The organism is Streptosporangium sp. NPDC048886 (genome assembly GCF_055586905.1).
In genome coordinates this window covers 25,898-43,706 of record NZ_JBVJHH010000026.1, presented here as the reverse complement: position 1 = coordinate 43,706, position 17,809 = coordinate 25,898, and the positions used below count along the sequence as shown (strand labels likewise).

The following is a 17,809-nucleotide window of genomic DNA, read 5'->3' as shown; positions in this document are numbered from 1 at the left end:
GCATACGGCTTATACCGGATCGACAAGGAATGGCGTCCTGCTCGGTAATCCGGCCGTGTGCGCGCCGCGTCACACTGATGGACGTTAGACCATTTTCAATTAAACGTGTACTAAGTGCACGAATGATTTTTTCTGTGTAGACGTAAACAGAGCCATGGCATACAGTCCGGTTTATGCCCTTGACCCGGAACGGTCGTTGGGTGATCGACCCCGTCGATTCTTGACCCCTGTCAGCCCATCTAGCTGTGCTCTCCCCGTGATCACGTCTTCCATGGCCAGGAAACGGCGTGCCGTACACGGATGCTGTGGAGAAGCCACCGGCGAGGAGTGAACGGTGACGAGCGCGACCCCCCTGAGCGCGACCCCCCTGAAGGAGAGCGCGAGGCCCCCCAAGGGGAAGGGGCCGGCCATCGGAGCCCTGGTGGAGGTCCGCGGGGAGCGCTGGGTGGTCAGCGAGGTTGACGCCGGAAAGGCCGGCACGCTCGTAGGCCTGCAGAGCGTCGAGGACGGCCGCTACGGCGACCGGCTCGACGTCGTCTGGGAGGTCGAGCCAGGCCGCCGCGTCCTGCCGAGCGGCTCGCTGCCAGAGGTGACCCCCGAGAGCTTCGACCCGCCGGAGAGACTGGCCGCTTTCCTCGACGCCGTCCGCTGGTCCGCCGTGGCCAGCGCCGACGTCAAGACGCTCCAGGCGCCGTTCCGCTCCGGCGTGGCCGTCGAGGACTACCAGCTGGAGCCGGTGGCCCGCGCCCTCGACGCGCCCCGGGTGAACCTGCTGCTCGCCGACGACGTCGGCCTCGGCAAGACCATCGAGGCCGGGCTCGTCGCGCAGGAGCTGCTGCTGCGGCACCGCGCCCGCCGCATCATGATCGTCTGTCCGGCCGGACTGACCCTCAAGTGGCGTGACGAGATGGCCGAGAAGTTCGGCCTGGACTTCACCATCGTCGACGCCGAGCGCTGCGCCGTCGTGCGCCGCACCTACGGCAGCGCCGCCAATCCGTTCGACGTCCACCCGCTGACCATCGTCAGCCTGCCCTGGCTCCGCGGGCCGAAGGCGCAGCGTCTCCTGGACGAGGTGCTCGACCCCTCCGCGCTGGAGCGCCGCTTCGACCTGCTCATCCTCGACGAGGCGCACCACGTCGCCCCTGCCGCGCCCAAACAGGTCTACGCGGTCGACTCCCAGCAGACCAAGCTGATCCGCCGCCTCGCCCCGCACTTCACCCACCGCCTCTTCCTGTCGGCCACCCCGCACAACGGCTACCAGGCCAGCTTCACCGCGCTGCTGGAGATCCTCGACGACCAGCGCTTCGCCCGCGGCGTCGAGCCCGACCCCGCCGCGGTGAAGGAGGTGGTGGTGCGCCGGCTCAAGCGGCACATCGTCGACGGAAAAGGCGCCAAGCGGTTCCTGGAGCGCGCCGCCCACGCCATCGGAGTCCGCTATCCCGACGACGAACGGGAGATCCACGAGCTGCTGAAGGAGTTCGCCAGACTCCGCCGCGCCCGGCTCAACTCGACGAGGAAGGGGCGCAAGGCCGCCGACCTGGTGACGCTGCTGCTGAAGAAGCGGCTGTTCTCCAGCCCCGCCGCGTTCGCCCACACGGTCGGCGTCTACCTCGCCACCGTCACCTCCGCCGCCCAGGCCGCCGTCCCGGACGACGACGATGACGAGATCCCGGAGTGGATGGAGGAGCACTGGGAGCAGACGGCCGTCCTCGACGACGAGCCGCTCGCCGAGGCCGAGGACGACGCCCTCGCCATGGCGGCCCCGCTGCAGGGCGCCGCCACCGAGGCCGAGATCGCTCTGCTGCGGCGCATGCGCGGCTGGGCGCTCGACTACGCCGCCGCCCCCGACGCCAAGGCCCGCGAGCTGATCACCTACCTCAAGGCCGTCTGCCGCCCCGACGGGCATTGGACCAACGAGCGGGTCGTCGTCTTCACCGAATATCGCGACACCCAGAAGTGGCTGTCCGAGCTGCTCCGCCAGGAGGAGCTGGCCGGAGACCACCTCGCCATCCTGCACGGCGGGATCGCCGCCGAGGAGCGGGAGCAGCTCCGGGTGGCCTTCCAGACCGACCCGGCCGAGCACCCCGTGCGGATCCTGCTCGCCACCGACGCCGCCAGCGAGGGCATCGACCTGCAGAACCACTGCCACCGGCTGGTCAACTACGACATCCCGTTCAATCCCAACAAGCTGGAGCAGCGCATCGGCCGCGTCGACCGCTGGGGCCAGAAGCGCAACCCCGACATCCGCCACTTCGTCGGCACCGGCTGGGACCGGGCGGTCGACTCCTTCGAGGCCGATCTGGAGTTCCTGTCCCGGGTGGCGAAGAAGGTCGCCCAGATGGAGGACGACCTCGGCTCCGTCAACGCCGTGCTGGCCGACGCCGTGCAGCGGCGGATGCTGGGAGGCATCCCCGACTACGACGTGGAGCGCGCCACCCGCGAGACCCGGGAGACGAAACAGGCGGCGCAGGCCGTACAGGCCGAGACGAACGTCGGCGAGCAGGTGCGCAGGCTCCGCGCCAACCTCGACGACACCGTGCGCGAGCTCGGCATCACCCCGGCCGGGGTGAGACGGGTCGTCGACACCGCGCTCACCCTGGCCCGCCAGCAGCCGCTGCACAAGCACCTCGACGACAAGCACCTCGCCGAGGGGCTGCACGACGTGCCGCCGCTCATCGGCTCCTGGGAGCGTGCCACCGCAGGCCTCGCCGCCAAGCTCAGGAAGAAGAACGAGCCGCCCCGGCAGCGCCCGATCACCTTCGACGCGGCGGCGACCCTCGACCCCGAGGGCCGGGTCCGCGACGACGTGGTCCTCGCCCACCTGGGCCACCCGCTCGTCGCCATGTCCACCCGGCTGCTGCGCGCCGCCGTCTCCAACCCCGAGATCGGCCTGCACCGGGTCACCGCGGTCGTCAGCGACGATCCCGCCCTGGAGACCACGCTGGTCGGAGCGTTCTTCCGCTTTCTCCTGGTCGGAGGCGACGGCGTCCGCCTGCACGAGGAGGTCCTGCACGCCGGAGGTTGGGTCCCGGAGACCGGCCGGTTCCGGCGGCTGGAGAACCTGACCGTGCTCGGCGGCGTCCTCGGCCGCGCGCTCACCCAGGGCATTCCCGCCTCCACCCCGGTACGGCACCGCCTGGCCGGCCTCTGGCCGAAGGTCTCCGATGCCGTCGTGCAGTCCATCGACTGGCGCGTCGACGGCAAGGAGCAGAAGCGTCACCAACTGGAGCGCAAGCTCGCCCAGCGCATGGAGGCCGAGCAGAACAGGGTCGTCGCCAACCTCGACCAGTTCGGTGCCGCGCTGCGCGCCAAGCTCGCCGAGAACGAGGAGGACGACGCCCTCTTCAGCCGCATCGAGGCGGCCAGGAGTAGGGAAGAGCTCGACCAATATCGCAAGGACCGCAGATCCTGGGAGGAACGCTTGTCCCGCCTCGCCGAGGAGCGCGACCGCGAGCTCGCCGTCATCGCGGCCCGGTACCGCGCCCCGCAGCCGCACCGGTTCCCGGTGGCCGTGGTCTTCGTCGTGCCGAAGCGGGAGGCCACCCGATGAGCCACTCCATTGCCGCCACCGCTGCCACGAAGTCCTCCCGCAGACACCCGGGCCGGTCCTCCGGCCGGGAGCACGACTCCGCGCGGCAGCACCAGGGCTGGCTGAGCCTGGTCGACGTCTCGGGCCCCTTCCTCAGCCTGCCCGTGCTCCGCGACACCTGGCCGGCGCTCGACTCGCTGGGCAAGGAGCGGCGTGACCGGCTCCGCTTCCACCACACCGCCTGGCAGGTAGGCGGCGACCGCCGCGCCTGGATCGCCTACGTCTTGCGTGAGCTGCTGCGCTGGGAGGACGCCCTGCACATCGGCGGGCTCGACGCGCTGACCGTCGAGGTGCCCGAGCACGACACCTCCCTCACCCCGTCGTTCGCGCTGTGCGTGCCGGGCGAGCCGGGGGCCGAGAACGGTCCCGGTGCGCCCGAGGGCGTGCGCCTGCTGGGAATGATCACCAGCGGTCACCCCACGGCCCGGATGGGGACCTCCAAGTGGGCCGCGACCCCCGTCGACCGGATGACCCGGCTCTGCCGCCACCACCGCGTCGAGCTGGGCCTGGTCACCGACGGCCGTTGGTGGGCCCTGGTCTGGGCGCCCCGGGGCGGCGCCACCACGGTCGCCGTCTTCGACGCCGTCCCCTGGCCGGAGGCCGCCGAGCGCGACGTCGTCCGCGCCTTCGTCTCGCTGCTCGACGTCGACCGCTTCTTCGCCGTGCCGAGGGAGCAGCGGCTGCCCGCGCTGCTGGCCGCCAGCCTGGACAGTCAGGAGGAGATCACCGAGGCCCTCGGCGTCCAGGTCCGTCAGGCCGTCGAGCTGCTGGTCACCGCGATCGGCCGCGCGGGTGTGCGCGACGACATCGGGGCGGACGAGGTCTACCGGGGCTCGGTCGCGGTGATGATGCGACTCGTCTTCCTGCTGTTCGCCGAGGAGCGCGGCTTGCTTCCCGCCGGTAACGAGGTCTACGCCGCGTCCTACTCGGCGGGTCTGCTCTGCGCCGAGCTGGAACGGCGGGCCCGGGAGGGCACCGAGGAGGAACTGGAGAACGGCTACGGTGCCTGGCATCGGCTGCTCGCCGTCTTCGAGGTCGTCTACCAGGGCGTCGACCACCCCCGGCTGAGCATGCACCCGCATGACGGGTCGCTGTTCGACCCGCACACCTTCACCTGGATACCGCTGACCATCGACGACCGGGCCGTCCTGCACATGCTCAAGGCCGTGCAGTACGTCGAGGTCGGCACGGGCAAGAACCGCGAGCGCCGCCGGCTCAGCTTCCGCTCCTTGGACGTCGAGCAGATCGGCTACGTCTATGAGGGCCTGCTGTCGTATGAGGGGTTCCGTGCGGCGGACACCGTCGTCGGGCTGGTCGGCAAGCCGGGCAAGGAGGCGGAGGTCGATCTGGCCGACCTCGAACGTCTCGCCGCCGGCTTCGGCGGTACGACGGGGGAGGGGTTCGCGGCCAAGCTCGCCGAGCTGCACAAGGACACCGGCGTCGGCACGGCCGGCGCCCTCGCCCGGCGCCTGACCCCGCTCGACGCGGCGGCCGAGCTGGAGGCGACACGCAAGCTCCTCGCCGCCACCGATGGCAACGCCGAGCTGGCCCGGCGGCTGCTGCCGTTCTACGGCATCCTCCGCGAGGACCTGCGTGGCCTGCCTGTCGTCATCCTGCCGGGCACGCTGTACGTCACCGAGTCGCCGCTGCGCAGGAACACCGGCACCCACTACACGCCGCGCAAGCTCGCCGAGGAGGTCGTCGCCGGGGCCCTGGAGCCACTGATCTACACGGTCGGCCCGCTGCAGACCGCCGACCGGTCACAGTGGAAGCCGAAGACGTCGGAAGAGATCCTGGCGCTGAAGGTCGCCGACATCGCGATGGGCTCGGCCGCCTTCCTGGTGGCAGCGGCCCGCTACCTCGGTGACGCCCTGGTGGACGCCTGGTCCCGCGAAGGTGACGAGCATGCCGTCGCGTATGTGAAGAACGCCCCGGAGCGTACGGCGGCGGACGCCGACGCCGACCCGCTCGTCGTCGAGGCCCGGCGGCAGATCATCGAGCACTGCCTGTACGGCGCGGACATCAACCCGATGGCCGTGGAGATGGCCAAACTGTCGCTCTGGCTCGTCTCCATGGACCCGTCCCGGCCGTTCACCTTCGTGGACGACCGGCTGGTGGCGGGAGACTCGCTGCTCGGGATCACGTCGATCGAGCAGCTCGAATACATGCACATGGACCCGGTGAAGGGCCGGGCGATCCACGAGGACCTCTTCGGCTGGACATCCGGGGTGCGCTCGAAGGTCGCCGAGCTGGCTGAGCGGCGCCGGACGATCGCGGACATCGAGCTGGGGGAGGACCAGCTGGCCGGGCTGGGGCGGAAGCGGGCGCGGCTTGAGGAGATCGGCATCGCCTCGGCGCAGTTGCGGCTGTTCGCGGACCTGGCGGTGGGGGCGGCGCTGGCACATGCGGGAAAGGGGGAGCGGGGGCTCAAGGCCGGGTCGGAGCACGCGGCGAAGCTCGCCAACGACGTTTACCGGGGTAATGGCGAGCTGGAGGCTCGGGAACTGCGGAAGGAGTGGCTCACCACCGATCAGGCGGAGGGCAACTTTGAGAGGTACCCGATTCACTGGCCGCTGGCCTTTCCCGAGGTGTTTGACCGTTCTGGAAATGGGAAGGGGTCACCGGAAGATGGGTTCGACGCCATCATTGGAAACCCGCCTTTTCTGGGAGGGCAGAAGCTCACGGGGGCGATGGGTGTCGCTTATCGGGAGTACATGGTCCAGGCGATAGGCCAGGGGGCGCGCGGGAGTGCTGATCTAGTCGCCTATTTCGTTCTCCGCGCTCATGGTTTGTTGAACAAGGACGGACAGACTGGCCTGATCGCGACCAACACGCTGGCCCAGGGCGACACGCGTGAGGTTGGCCTCGACCAGCTTGTGAAGGGCGGGGTGACGATCCGACAGGCAGTGAAGAGCAAGCCGTGGCCGTCGAAGAGCGCCGTACTGGAATACTGCGCCGTGTGGACCAGTCATGTTCTTCTTGGTGAGGAAGCTGAGCGGATCGCGGATGGTGTCGCGGTCGGAACGATCGCGCCGTCGCTCGATCCCGCATCTCGTGTCGGCGGTAACCCTCATCGATTTGTTGCGAACTCCGAAATTTCCTTCATTGGTTCGTATGTCTTGGGAATGGGTTTTACAATGGAACCCAAGTCTGCGAAGTTGTTGATAGAGAAAGACGCTCGAAATGGTGAGGTGCTTTTCTCTTACCTGAATGGACAGGATCTAAATTCGCGACCTGACTGCTCCGGAAGTCGCTGGGTTATAAATTTTTATGACTGGGATGAGGATATAGCTAAATCTTATCCAGACGTCTTCTCTGTCATCGATGATCGGGTAAAGCCCGAACGTCAGCGCAAGAAATCGGATGGAACCTACGTGTTGCGTAGACCCCTTCCGGAGCGCTATTGGCAATACGCTGAGAAACGCCCTGCAATGGTTAATGCCATTGCAGGGCTGAAGCGGGTCATCGTGATCACGCTCGTGAGCAAGGTCGTGATGCCGGTGATGGTGCCGACTGGGCAGGTGTTCGCTCATAAGCTCGGCGTCTTCGCGACGGATGACACGGCGATGCTGGCGCTGCTGTCCAGCGCCCCGCACTACTGGTGGACGGTCAGCCGCAGCTCAACGATGAAGACAGACATCAACTACTCGCCGTCGGACGTGTTCGAGACCCTTCCCCTCCCTGAACTAACTCAGGAGATGCGCGACCTCGGTAACCGCCTGGACGCCTTTCGTCGGAACCTCATGCTCTCCCGCCAGGCCGGTCTGACCGCGACCTACAACCTGGTCAACGATCCCAAGTGCCAGGACGAGGACATCGTCGAACTTCGCCGCATTCACAAAGGCATTGACGAAGCGGTCTGTCGCGCCTACAGCTGGGACGACCTGATCGACCAGCTCGACCATGGCCACCACCCCGTAGGCCGGGAGATCCGCTACACGGTCGGTCCCGCCGTACAGCGTGAGTTTGTGGACCGGCTGTTGGAGCTCAACCATGCCCGCTACGCCGAAGAGGTTGCCAAGGGCCTCCACGACAAGGGGGCCAAGAAGGGCGCGCGGGGCAAGTCCAAGACTGTGGCCAACGCCGACCAAGAGGATCTGTTCTGACAGTCGGCGGCATCGAAACATCAGAGATGCGGCCGGAAAGTGCGAGCGCCGGGCTCCCGACTCCGTCGGGGGTTCCCGGCGCCTGGTCAGGTGAGGTTGTCGAAGCCGCCGCTCTTGATGTCGCTGATGAAGGCCGTCCACTCGTCACGGTGGAACACGAGCGTTCCGCCCTCGCGATCCTTGGTGTCGCGGACGGCGACGACGTCATTGATGAACGCCACCTCGACACAGCTCGCGCCACTGCCGCTGAAGCTGCTCTTGCGCCAGCGCGCATCGGAGAGATCAGGCTGCTGCATCCTGCTTCCTTCCGCTAGTGATCTTCGCGTAGGGATGCGATGAGCGCGGTCGTGTCGGTAGGGCTGAGCGCTATCGCGCGAAGATGCTCACAAATATCGTTATACCGCTGAATGTCTGTCTCCTTCTCAAGAAACAGATCGCCGGCCATGCTGTCGATGTAGATCACGTCAGGGGCGTCCGCAGGAGACTTCAGGAGGATGAAGCTGCCGGGCATCCCCGGGTGGGCTCCGAGTCTGGGACGCCTGCCGTACTCCGCCCGTCCTCAGGTTCCCCGACCTGGACGAGGGGGACGCGGTCTCTGTCTCGTCGATCTGCTCACGAGGAGCTGGGGCTACTACGGGCCGGTGCCGGGTGGAAAGATCGTGTGGTGCACGCTGACCGCCTGACGGTCGCTGGGGCGATGCTCCGATCGCCTGACAATGTCATAGCTGACTGTGATTATGGCTTCACGCGGTGGCGCCGCTCTGTTGACGGCAGGCCGCAGATGATCACGTCTGGAAACGACTGACGAGGAGTACGGTGGCATTGGGACGGATCAGGGGAGGAGCCGTGATGAGCAGACCTCTCGAATCACCCAATCCCCTGGCCGGCGCCGTGCTCGCGGTGCTGAAGGCGGCCCGCGAGCTGCATGTCGAGATCACCAAGGCGAAGCTGGCGAAGCTTCTCTATCTCGCCGACCTGGACGCCATCGAGTCGGGGCGCACCCAGTTCAGCGGGGCTACCTGGCGATGGGACGATCACGGTCCCTACGATCACGCGCTCATCCGCGCCGAGGACTGGGTGGTGGAGAGCGAGCTGGTGGAGCGACGCCACACGCGAAGCGCGGAGGACGGCTCGCATGCGCTTTTCCTGACCGTCGACATCGAGGATTCTCTCGACCCGGTCTACATGGAGTGCGTGCGAAACGTGGTTCGCCTGCACGGAGGCAAGAACGCGATCGATCTGAAAGACCTCTCCTACGAGACCGCCCCGATGGTCGAGGCGTGGGCGGGCGGCGAGCGGGGAGCACTGCTCGATCTCAACCGAGCGCGGCGCCGTAAGCAGGCGAGGGTCCTTCGTGAACGGTTCCGATCGCGGCGCGGAGTCCGGCCTCCGCAGGAGGATGACCCGGGGGTCGGCGACGCGCTCAGAGCGGAGTTCCTGGAGACGAGAGACGGTCTGAGGCGGGCCAACGCGAAGATAATGGATGATCAGTGAAGGGATCCATCCGTAAGGGTGGCGTCTACCTGGTGTCCGACCGGTCCCTCACGATGCTCCCAACGACCAGCGCAACTTCCATCCGAAACGGCCAGTGATCGTTCTCAGTGGTGACGCGAAGAACGAGCAGGCCGCCTGGCCCCTGGTATACGTCGTCCCCACGTCGACGGCCACCGCGCTCAAGACCGAATACTGCGTCAAGCTCGCCCAGGGACTCGGCAACCTCCCGAGCAAATGCTGGGTGCGGACGGTATGCGCCCAGCCCTTCCTCAAGGAGGAGCTCGGCGACTACCTGGGGCGGTTACCGGCCCAGGTCGTCTTGCTGATCGAGGAAAACCTGTTCGCCTACATGGGGCTCACCGACTGAGGGCGTGACCACCATGCCCAAGTGGTCGATCGCAACGTCGTCCTCGATGGTCTTCAGAAGGCGTGCTGCGTCGCTCATACCGTGGCTATATGGCTTTCGCCCCGGACGGCGTCGTGGGCTGTCCGATCGGCCGCCGCGGCCGTCATCCGTACAGCAAGATTGGATCATGCATGACGAGGAGATCACCAGGGTGACGACCTCGCCGGCGAGTGCCGAGCCGGCCGTCGCCCCGCAGGGCCGGAGGCGGCGCTGGGTGAGCGTGCTCGCCTGGCTGGTGGTGTCGCCGTTCGCGGTGTGGGCGGGGCTCCGGCTGATCCCTGCCGACGTGCACTTCCGATGGGTGCAGCTTGTGGCGTTCACGCCCTATGTGGCCCTCGCCTCGGCTGTCGCCCCGCTCGTCGCGCTGGTGTCGAGGCGGTGGGCCGCGTTGGCCGCGAGCCTGGTGGTGACCGCGACGCTGGCGGCGTGCGTCGTCCCGCGTGCGCTGCCGGACGGTGGCCGGATGCCCTCGGGCCCGGCGTTACGGATCCTCTCCTCCAACCTGGAGGTCGGGGCGGTCCCTCCGTCGGTTCTCGTCGATCTTGTGCGGAGGCTCCGCCCCGATGTCCTCGCCCTCCAGGAGCTGACGCCATCGGCCGCGGAGGGACTCCAGAAGGCGGGGCTGGTGACGCTCCTGCCGTACAAGGCGGAACTGGCGCTGGAGGGGCCACGCGGGTCAGGTGTCTACGCCCGGTACGCGATCACGCCGGGGCAGGCCATCGAGTACGGCTTCGGCCAGATGGTGGCCACTGTGGAGGTGCCGGGGGCGGGACCCGTCAGCATCGTGTCCGTGCATCCCTGTGCCCCGAGTGACGAGACGGGGTTCCCGTGCTGGGCGGACGGCCTGGCGGCGCTGCCCCGCCCTGGCGATGCCGTACAGGTGCTGGCGGGGGACTTCAACGCCACCCTTGACCACGCCCGGATCCGCGACCTGCTGGGCGCGGGCTACCAGGACGCCGCCGACGCGACGGGCGACGGTCTCACGGCCACGTGGCCGTTCCGGTCGCGGCAGTTCAACGGCTTCGACATCCCCACCGTGACGATCGACCACATCCTGGCCGACCGGCGCGTGGGCGTCCGCTCATTCGGCGTGCACCGGCTTCCGGAGACCGACCACCGGGCCGTCTCCGCCGAACTGGTCCTACCGCGTCGCTGACCCTCTCCCACCGCAGCTCACTCGCCAGGCTTGTTGGTCCACTTCCGGCCCTCGAATGCCATGTCCACCCTTTCTGATGGGTCAGGGTCGTGCGGCGGAGGGCGGGACCTTCGCGGGGACTGATCGGAGCTCGTCCTCGAGTGCGTCGAGGAGGTTTCTGGCCGCCTGGCGCAGCCGTACGCGGCGGGCGCTGAGGTCTTCGGCGAACCGCCGGGCGGTCGGGCCCACCCAGACGGGCTGGCCGGTGAACTGGCCGTGGGCGGGGTCGAGCGCCGCCTCCAGGATGGCGACCCGCGCCCTGACCTCCGCCAAGGTCTGTTCCAACGCCTGCCGCCGCGGGTTGGGCACCAGGTCCTCCGGACGAGGATTCATATATCTCCCTCTGCGGATGCCGATACAACGGCGGTTTCATTGGACATTATTGGATCTACGGCACACCGGCCAGCCCTGGAGGAATTCATGGCATGTCCTGTACGGCGCGGCGTCATGGTATGCATGGTTGTGTTGCTGGCGGTGGTGTCCGGATGCGGTGACGGTGGCCCTACGGCGGCGGAGGCGGGTGAAATTCTCAAGGCGCACATCACCGAGTTGATGGAGGAGCGCCATGCTTTGGATGTCCAAATTACTGATTCGGGTGGACGTGATATTCCCTGTGGTGAAGGCAGGGCCAAGCGGACCTTTGCGGCCACTGCTAGGGAAGCCGCATCACAGCGCGGGCCAGACATGCTTAACGACCTTCTGTTGGGAACACTCTCCCGAGTTGCTGCTTACCGGATCGCAGAAGACCCCGGGAGAGGACCTATTCGGCTTGCCAATGACAAATACAAGACGGTGATCATCCTGGAGTCGCCAGCCAACGGGCAGTACGGGGTCAGGGGTGAGACTGAGTGTCTTCCAACCTCGTGATCTAGGTGTCGAAGGCCAAGCCGCGCTCTCGACCACGTTTGTTACGACTCTCGAACGCGTTGGCCATATCATCGGACAGTTTTCCTACGGATAGATCTTTGTTGCTGCCCATCCCATTGGCCGCCGTCCACTTCTCGAAGGCTTCAAGTCCTTTGTTCCCCTGTTTGATCAACTCGGAGAACGGTTTGAGGTTGCCCTTGGTGTCGGCGATGGCCACGCCGGGTGGGCAGGCGGCCTGCCACTCGGCGGGCGTCACCTTCGGGGGGAAACCGTTGGCCATGAGGATCTGCGCGTAGGTGTGCTGGCGGCTGAGGGTTTCGATGCTGTCCTTCTTGTCGGCCCGGTCCACCCGGGTCTCGTCCTCGTCGCCGAAGGCGCCGTCGGCGGAGAGGGTGGTGCTCAGCGCGAACCAGGCGAAGTCGTACGCCAGGGTCGGCGCGGCGAATATGCTCGTCAGCGCGATGGCGGTGTCGCGAGTGAAGTTCACCACGTCCTTTTGCTGTTTGTCGATCATGTCCAGGTTGCCCTGGACCTTCTCGACGGCGGCCCGCTCGAAGCCGCGCACGTTGCCCAGAGCGGTGAACACCTGGTCCAGACGCTTGACGTCCCCGGTGCGCCGGGCCGTCGCCGAGGCGTCGGCGATGAGTTCCTGGGAGAAGTGGCCCATTGCCCGGTCGAACGGGGCGAGGTTCTTGTCGGAGTCGGCGAAGGTCTTCAGGAAGCGGAAAGTGTCCTTCGGACTGAGGCTGAACGCCGACGTCGTGCCGAAGGCCGAGGTGAAGGGCTTCAGCGTGCTCGCATCGGTCATGTTGGCGTCGCCGATGTCGGCGCCCTCGGTGATCTCAGCGGCATAGGCGCCGGCCAGCGTCGACATGAAGATCCTGGCTCCTGGCGCGACCTCCATCGGTGTGCCTGGGGTGTCCTCGGTGCCGTTGGTGTCTCTGAGGTCTCCCATGATGGTCATGACGTTGAAGGCGAACTTCGCGGCCTCCGGGCTGTGCGGGCCCTTCTCGTAGGTTCCGCCCCCGGCGGCGAGCATCCGGCCGAACTCCGCGCTGACGTCGAAGTCCATGCCCGGAGGGCGCTTGAAGGGCAGCGGGGTCTCCGTGCGGTTCAGCTCGGTGAACAGGTCTCTGAGGTCTTCGCGCGATATGGCGTTGAACAGGCCCCTGGCCACCTCGGGGTTGTTCGCCAGGGCGGGCATGAACGGGACGAGGTCGGTCTTCCAGCGCCGGGGGCGGGTGCCGTCGGCATCGCCGACCGGCTTTCCTACCTTGCTCCGCACCATCTCGGTGAGCCACGCGGCGGGGAACGTTCCGTACTGGAGCAGGGATGCCAGTTCGTCGTCCGAGGCCTTCTTGAGGTTGCCCGCCTTCCACACCGAGCCGAGAAGGCCCGGCTGCCCGCCGAGCGCCGTGCCCAGGGCGTTGCCGATGGCCTGCCGATGCTTGGCGGCCGCCTTCCTGTCGTACCTCTCCAGGCGGCGGATCATGTCGAGCATGCCCTTGGGGCCGAGGATCCGGAAGAACCCGGCGGTGAGGTAGGCGTCCTTCTGCCCATGGGCGAGCTTGTCGAGGATCCGGTTGTAGGCAGCGCTGGGCAGGCCGAGGGGGGAGGCGGGAAGGCGGCTGAGTTCAAAGGCGAGTTCGGTGCCTTCTCTGGCGCTGCCCGCCGGGGATTTCCCCGTCTTCTCGTCGTAGGGCAGCAGCCCCCACTCGACCGGCTCCCGGACCCGTCCGCCGGCCCGCCCCGCGACCTGCCCCGGCAGGCCGAGCAACCCTTCCAGCATGGGGAGGTCCTGGTTGATCGTCTGCAGGCGTTCGCGCAGTCTCGGGAGTTCGTCGCCGATCCAACTCTCGATCTCCTTGATCGGCTGCACTCCCGCCGCCGGCACCTGCGCTGTGGCGAGCAACTGTCGGATCCGCTCGGACTGCTCGCCGATCACGTCGCGGCCCCGTTCCAGCGCGGTGACGAAGCCCTGCATCAGGTTGGGGTCGATCCCGGTGAAGTCCGGCGACAGAGGCCCCGTTCCCGACGGCATCGGCTCCACCATTCCCCTCGCCCCATTTTTAGTTATTTCACCCTAGCTTCTGAATGGGCATATTAAGGACTGAATAATGAGAATCTGTCCGGCATTGCTGGATGATTTCCCGGCCCTGACGCCTTCCGTCGGTGAAGCCCGTCATTGTGCACCGAGAGTGACCGGTGCCCAGCGTGCGGCAGGCCGCGTCCTGTGGGGCCAGGACCTCGGGCGTCGAACGTCTCTTCCCTGTCCGCGATTCCGGGGATCCCGGCGGCCTCGTGCCGACGTTCGCCATGGCCGAAGAGGTGCCCTCCCCGCGACTGTCGATGCCGATGCCGGGAGGAAAGCCGCGTAGCACGCACGGGCGGCTCCGCCGATGCTCCCAAGGGGTGAGCTGGACCCTCACTGCTTCGAACAGTTCGACTTTTGGGTCTGATGCGTCAAGTCCCTGGGTGGGGCTCCTGTGGCCCGGTAGCATCGGAAGTATGCTCCAGGAACTGCGTGAACGTGCCTCACTTGTGGCGTTACTGCAGCGTCCTGGAGCCAAATGGCAGGACATCGCGCTCAGCGTGCTCGAAACGGGCAGTGCGGAGGCTGTGCTGGAGCGGGAGCTTCGGCTTCAGGACACGTTGTTCCCCGAGACGGATCCCGTAGTGTCCGCCATCGCACAGGCCACTGAAGCGCTGGCCACCTGGGAGGCAGCGGGCATCGGCGTTCACGCCTGTTTCGACGACGACTATCCCAGCCAGCTTCGCAGCATTCACCAGATGCCCCCGCTGCTGTTCTCGCGAGGTGCTCTCACCGAGGATCGGCGCGCGATCGCTGTTGTGGGCACCCGGCAGGCGAGTGAGCAGGGTCTCCAGATCGCTTCCGCGGTGGCGAGAGAGCTGGCCTTGCACAAGGTGACCGTGGTCAGCGGCCTGGCCAAGGGCATCGACACCGCCGCACACAGGGCGGCGCTCGAAGCGGGCGGCCGGACCGTGGCCGTCATCGGGACGGGCATTAACCGTTTCTATCCGAGCGAGAACCGCGCGTTGCAGCAGCAGATAGCTCACGAAGGTGCGGTGATCAGCCAGTTCTGGCCGGATGCCTCGCCCAGTAAGCAGAGCTTCCCGATGCGTAACGCGGTGATGAGCGGATATACGGCGGCGACGGTGGTGGTGGAGGCACCCTGGAAGAGCGGCGCGCGCATTCAGGCCCGACTGGCTCTTGAGCATGGCCGCTCCGTCGTGATGCCCGATCAGCTTCTGAAGCACGACTGGGCGCGAGAATATGCGGAAAAGCCCGGAGTGCATGTGGTTTCCGGTCTTGACGAGCTACTCTCGGTGGTGGAGCAATTGATCTCGGATCTGCATACTGGCCCTGACGTGCTTCCGGAGACCGCCTACCTTGTCGCAACCCGCTGATCCCTGGCATTTCGTTCGTACGCGAGTCGCTCAGCAGGCCCCTTATCTTCACAACCCCCTCGATCCCTCGCCTTCCGTCTGTTATGTATGCCGAGGGCCTGTGAACCCCGGCTGGAGCCGGTGTCACCCATGTGACCAGCATGTGAAGCTGGCACAGCCGTGGGGCGCCGACGTCGTGGTCCCCATCTCCTATGCGGTGAAGCGTGCCCAGCACGCGCACAACCTCGCCGCCTACAAGGCGTGGTTCCCCTCGCGGGAAAGCCAGACCGACCTCCTCAGCCTCCTCCTGCTCTTTGTCCGGGAGCATCTCGGTTGCGTCGCCCGAGCGGCCCACATTGACGAGTGGAGCCATGCGGCGGTCGTGCCCAGCACCAAGAATCGGTCAGGCGAACATCCTCTGCGAGTGCTGATCGGGAACCGGCTGGGATTCCCGTGGATTGAATTATCCGCAAATCCGGATATTCCATCTGAGGTGCGGGAATTTCGTGTCGACCGGTTCCGAGTGATCGACGGGGATCTCAAAGATGCTCGCGTTCTCCTACTCGACGACACCTGGACGACCGGGTCGCGTGTCCAGTCGGTGTCGCACGCGCTCAAGCTGGCGGGCGCCGGCAGAGTCGCCGCCGTGGTGCTCGGACGCCATGTGAACCCGGAATGGGAAGGCTGGAAACCGATCATGCGGGCAGTGAAGGACAGGCCCTTCCGATCAGACCGGTGCGCCGTTCACCTTGAAGTTGAGGGCGGCGGTTGAACGCGTCACTCCGGTGCAGCAGGAAGAAGCCTCGCCAGGAACTCCTGCGTCGCCGGGTCGACCGAGTAAACGACGGTGCCCACCAGGCCACGGGTGAGCAGCACCTTGTAGGTGTTGCGGATCAGCCGGTCGGCCTGCTCGTCAGTGGCCGACCTCGTCAGCGCTGGATCCTTGCTGCCGGAGCGTACGGTGACCAGCCTGTCGCCCCGGTAGATCAGATCCGGGCCAATGATGACGCCGTTCCAGTCGTACTCGAAGCCCTGAGCGGTGTAAATAGAACCCACCTGCCCAAAACCACCCTCTTGAGCCGCCCATAGAGCACTTGCCGGGGCGTCACCGACGGTCCGGTCACCTTTGACGCTCCAGGGGCGGGACCAGTCACCGATCCGGACGTCGTGGACGAGGGTGTCGTCCTTACCGGGGTCGCTCCATGGCCAGCAGAAGCCGGCCGTCATGCGCGCCGAGTAACCTTCACCCTGTTTGGTCTGTAGAAGCGCTTCGAGTTCGTGGGGTGATTTGGCCAGCGACACGGTGAAGTGGTCGTCGCCCTTCCACGGCTCAGGAGAGCCGCCGTCGAGGCCGAGAAGCCGCAGCACCCACTCGTCGTAGGCGCGGCTACCGCCATAGCGGAACTGCCCGTCGAGCGAGATCTCGTGGACGCGGAAGCCACGGGCCAGCGCATGGTCTCTGATCTCGGCCACGGTGCCCATCTCGCCGGGCCGCACGACCTGGTGCTCGTCCAGGAAGAAGACGGGCACCCGTGCGGCGTCGATCAGCTCGTCGATCTGGCGGCGGTCGCCGCGTAGGCGGGCCGGGGTGTAGCGGTTCTGTGAGGTCTCGCGGATCCGGTGGGCCTCGTCGCAGATGAGCACGTCGAGGCCGTTCTGCGCGGCCTGCATAAAGTTGTTGAAGTACTTGAAGAGGTGCTTCACCTTGGTTGAGCCCTTGCCCGGGACTCGGCGCAGCGTCTCGGTGAACGAGCGGGAGCCCGTAGCGTGAATGACGGTCCGTCCCTGCCGTGACAGCTCACCCAGCAGGGACAGCGCGATGGCGCTCTTGCCGCTTCCCGGGCCGCCGGTGACGATGACGACTTCCTTAAAATCCGTCGTGCGGGCCTCATCCATGGCCCTGTTCACGGCGTTCAAGATGATCTCGTAGGCCAGTCGCTGTTCCTCCAGGAGGACGAACTGCTCACGGTTCTTGATTTCCTCGGCGGCGAGTTTCATGAGCTGCTTGGAGGGGCGGACGGAGCTGTTCAGCAGCCGGTCGGCCGCTTCGGCACCCGGCTGGGGGGCGAACCGCTCTCGGAGGTAGTCGATGAAGGCACCACGCCGTGTCTTGCTGAACAGGTGAATCCGCTCGTCTTGAGTGGGGCCGTACAGGTCGTTGATATCCGGGTCATCGGCATCGTGCAGGTAAACGACGCCGTGAACCGTATCGTGGTGGCTTTGGGACGCGCCGATGAAGTCGACCAGGTATTCGCAGTAGCCACGGACCTGAAGCATCGGGTGCAGCGCAGGCCGGCCGCTTTTCATAGCGACCAAGACGAGGTCGGGGTCGTCCTCGTACAACTTGGCCTGGAGCCACTGCTTGAGCTCGACGACGACGTAAGCGTCCTCGCCGGTGCGCCGGTCGACTCCCGAGAGGACGACGTCGGCCCGCTTACTGGTGAGCGGCAGTTGGAACTCGATCAGCATCTCCACATCGCCGAGCCCCGCCTCGACCAGGTCACGGGCGAGGATCGGCAGGCCGCCGTTCCATGATCTGATGGCGCCGGACGACGGCTGCATCGCTTCAACAGCCTTGAGATTGGCTGCGATGAGGTCGCCGATCGTGAGACGGCCCGCTGAAGCCAGCGCAGCGAGCTCCCGCGCCGAACAGCGGACTGCGGCCGAACTGTGGTTGGACATACTGAACGCTCCTACGGTCGGGTGCCGACTTCGGCGGGCGCCCGATACACGTCCGCCAGAGA

At 66.6% G+C, this 17,809-nt stretch carries 12 protein-coding genes and 1 pseudogene; 8 read left to right on the top strand and 5 right to left on the bottom strand.

Annotated features, from left to right (window positions below):
- The first annotated feature begins 334 nt into the window (after positions 1-334).
- Together drmD and ACZ6R6_RS29445 are read left to right on the top strand one after the other, a co-directional pair.
- A complete protein-coding gene (drmD, locus tag ACZ6R6_RS29450) occupies positions 335-3,550 on the top strand; it encodes a DISARM system SNF2-like helicase DrmD (RefSeq protein ID WP_470098706.1) in 3,216 nt (1,071 codons plus the stop codon).
- A gap of 143 nt (positions 3,551-3,693) precedes the next feature.
- On the top strand, positions 3,694-7,695 hold the full coding sequence (locus tag ACZ6R6_RS29445) for an Eco57I restriction-modification methylase domain-containing protein (RefSeq protein WP_470098704.1): 4,002 nt from the start codon (positions 3,694-3,696) through the stop codon (positions 7,693-7,695).
- A gap of 86 nt (positions 7,696-7,781) precedes the next feature.
- Here the strand turns inward: ACZ6R6_RS29445 and ACZ6R6_RS29440 are convergent, their stop codons facing one another.
- Together ACZ6R6_RS29440 and ACZ6R6_RS29435 are read right to left on the bottom strand one after the other, a co-directional pair.
- Complete coding sequence (locus ACZ6R6_RS29440; RefSeq protein WP_470098702.1) at positions 7,782-7,991, bottom strand: DUF397 domain-containing protein; 210 nt, start codon at positions 7,989-7,991, stop codon at positions 7,782-7,784.
- Positions 7,992-8,005: 14 nt separating this feature from the next.
- Positions 8,006-8,212: pseudogene (locus tag ACZ6R6_RS29435) on the bottom strand (Scr1 family TA system antitoxin-like transcriptional regulator); the annotation flags it as partial.
- A 332-nt stretch (positions 8,213-8,544) separates the two neighbouring features.
- On the opposite strand from ACZ6R6_RS29435, the gene ACZ6R6_RS29430 reads away from it, so the two are divergent.
- The 3 genes from ACZ6R6_RS29430 (at position 8,545) to ACZ6R6_RS29420 (ending at position 10,751) form a co-directional block, all read left to right on the top strand.
- Positions 8,545-9,189, top strand: a complete 645-nt coding sequence (locus ACZ6R6_RS29430) for a Panacea domain-containing protein (protein ID WP_470098700.1) — start codon at positions 8,545-8,547, stop codon at positions 9,187-9,189.
- 94 nt (positions 9,190-9,283) lie between these two features.
- Positions 9,284-9,556: a type II toxin-antitoxin system PemK/MazF family toxin gene (locus ACZ6R6_RS29425; protein WP_470098698.1), complete on the top strand. Its 273-nt coding sequence runs from the start codon at positions 9,284-9,286 to the stop codon at positions 9,554-9,556.
- Positions 9,557-9,722: 166 nt separating this feature from the next.
- Positions 9,723-10,751: an endonuclease/exonuclease/phosphatase family protein gene (locus ACZ6R6_RS29420; protein ID WP_470098696.1), complete on the top strand. Its 1,029-nt coding sequence runs from the start codon at positions 9,723-9,725 to the stop codon at positions 10,749-10,751.
- An 81-nt stretch (positions 10,752-10,832) separates the two neighbouring features.
- Here the strand turns inward: ACZ6R6_RS29420 and ACZ6R6_RS29415 are convergent, their stop codons facing one another.
- Positions 10,833-11,123: a hypothetical protein gene (locus ACZ6R6_RS29415; protein ID WP_470098694.1), complete on the bottom strand. Its 291-nt coding sequence runs from the start codon at positions 11,121-11,123 to the stop codon at positions 10,833-10,835.
- Between the two features lie 123 nt (positions 11,124-11,246).
- Here ACZ6R6_RS29415 and ACZ6R6_RS29410 point away from each other — a divergent pair, with 123 nt between their 5' ends.
- Complete coding sequence (locus tag ACZ6R6_RS29410; protein WP_470098692.1) at positions 11,247-11,657, top strand: hypothetical protein; 411 nt, start codon at positions 11,247-11,249, stop codon at positions 11,655-11,657.
- 1 nt (position 11,658) lies between these two features.
- On the opposite strand, the gene ACZ6R6_RS29405 is transcribed toward ACZ6R6_RS29410, so the two are convergent.
- Complete coding sequence (locus ACZ6R6_RS29405) at positions 11,659-13,698, bottom strand: hypothetical protein (protein WP_470098690.1); 2,040 nt, start codon at positions 13,696-13,698, stop codon at positions 11,659-11,661.
- 467 nt (positions 13,699-14,165) lie between these two features.
- Between ACZ6R6_RS29405 and ACZ6R6_RS29400 the strand changes: the two genes are divergently transcribed.
- Positions 14,166-15,086, top strand: coding sequence for a DNA-processing protein DprA (locus ACZ6R6_RS29400; RefSeq protein ID WP_470098689.1), 921 nt, complete (start codon positions 14,166-14,168; stop codon positions 15,084-15,086).
- Positions 15,087-15,228: 142 nt separating this feature from the next.
- On the top strand, positions 15,229-15,837 hold the full coding sequence (locus ACZ6R6_RS29395) for a hypothetical protein (RefSeq protein ID WP_470098687.1): 609 nt from the start codon (positions 15,229-15,231) through the stop codon (positions 15,835-15,837).
- 5 nt (positions 15,838-15,842) lie between these two features.
- Here the strand turns inward: ACZ6R6_RS29395 and ACZ6R6_RS29390 are convergent, their stop codons facing one another.
- Positions 15,843-17,747: a DNA/RNA helicase domain-containing protein gene (locus tag ACZ6R6_RS29390; RefSeq protein ID WP_470098685.1), complete on the bottom strand. Its 1,905-nt coding sequence runs from the start codon at positions 17,745-17,747 to the stop codon at positions 15,843-15,845.
- Positions 17,748-17,809 lie beyond the last annotated feature (62 nt).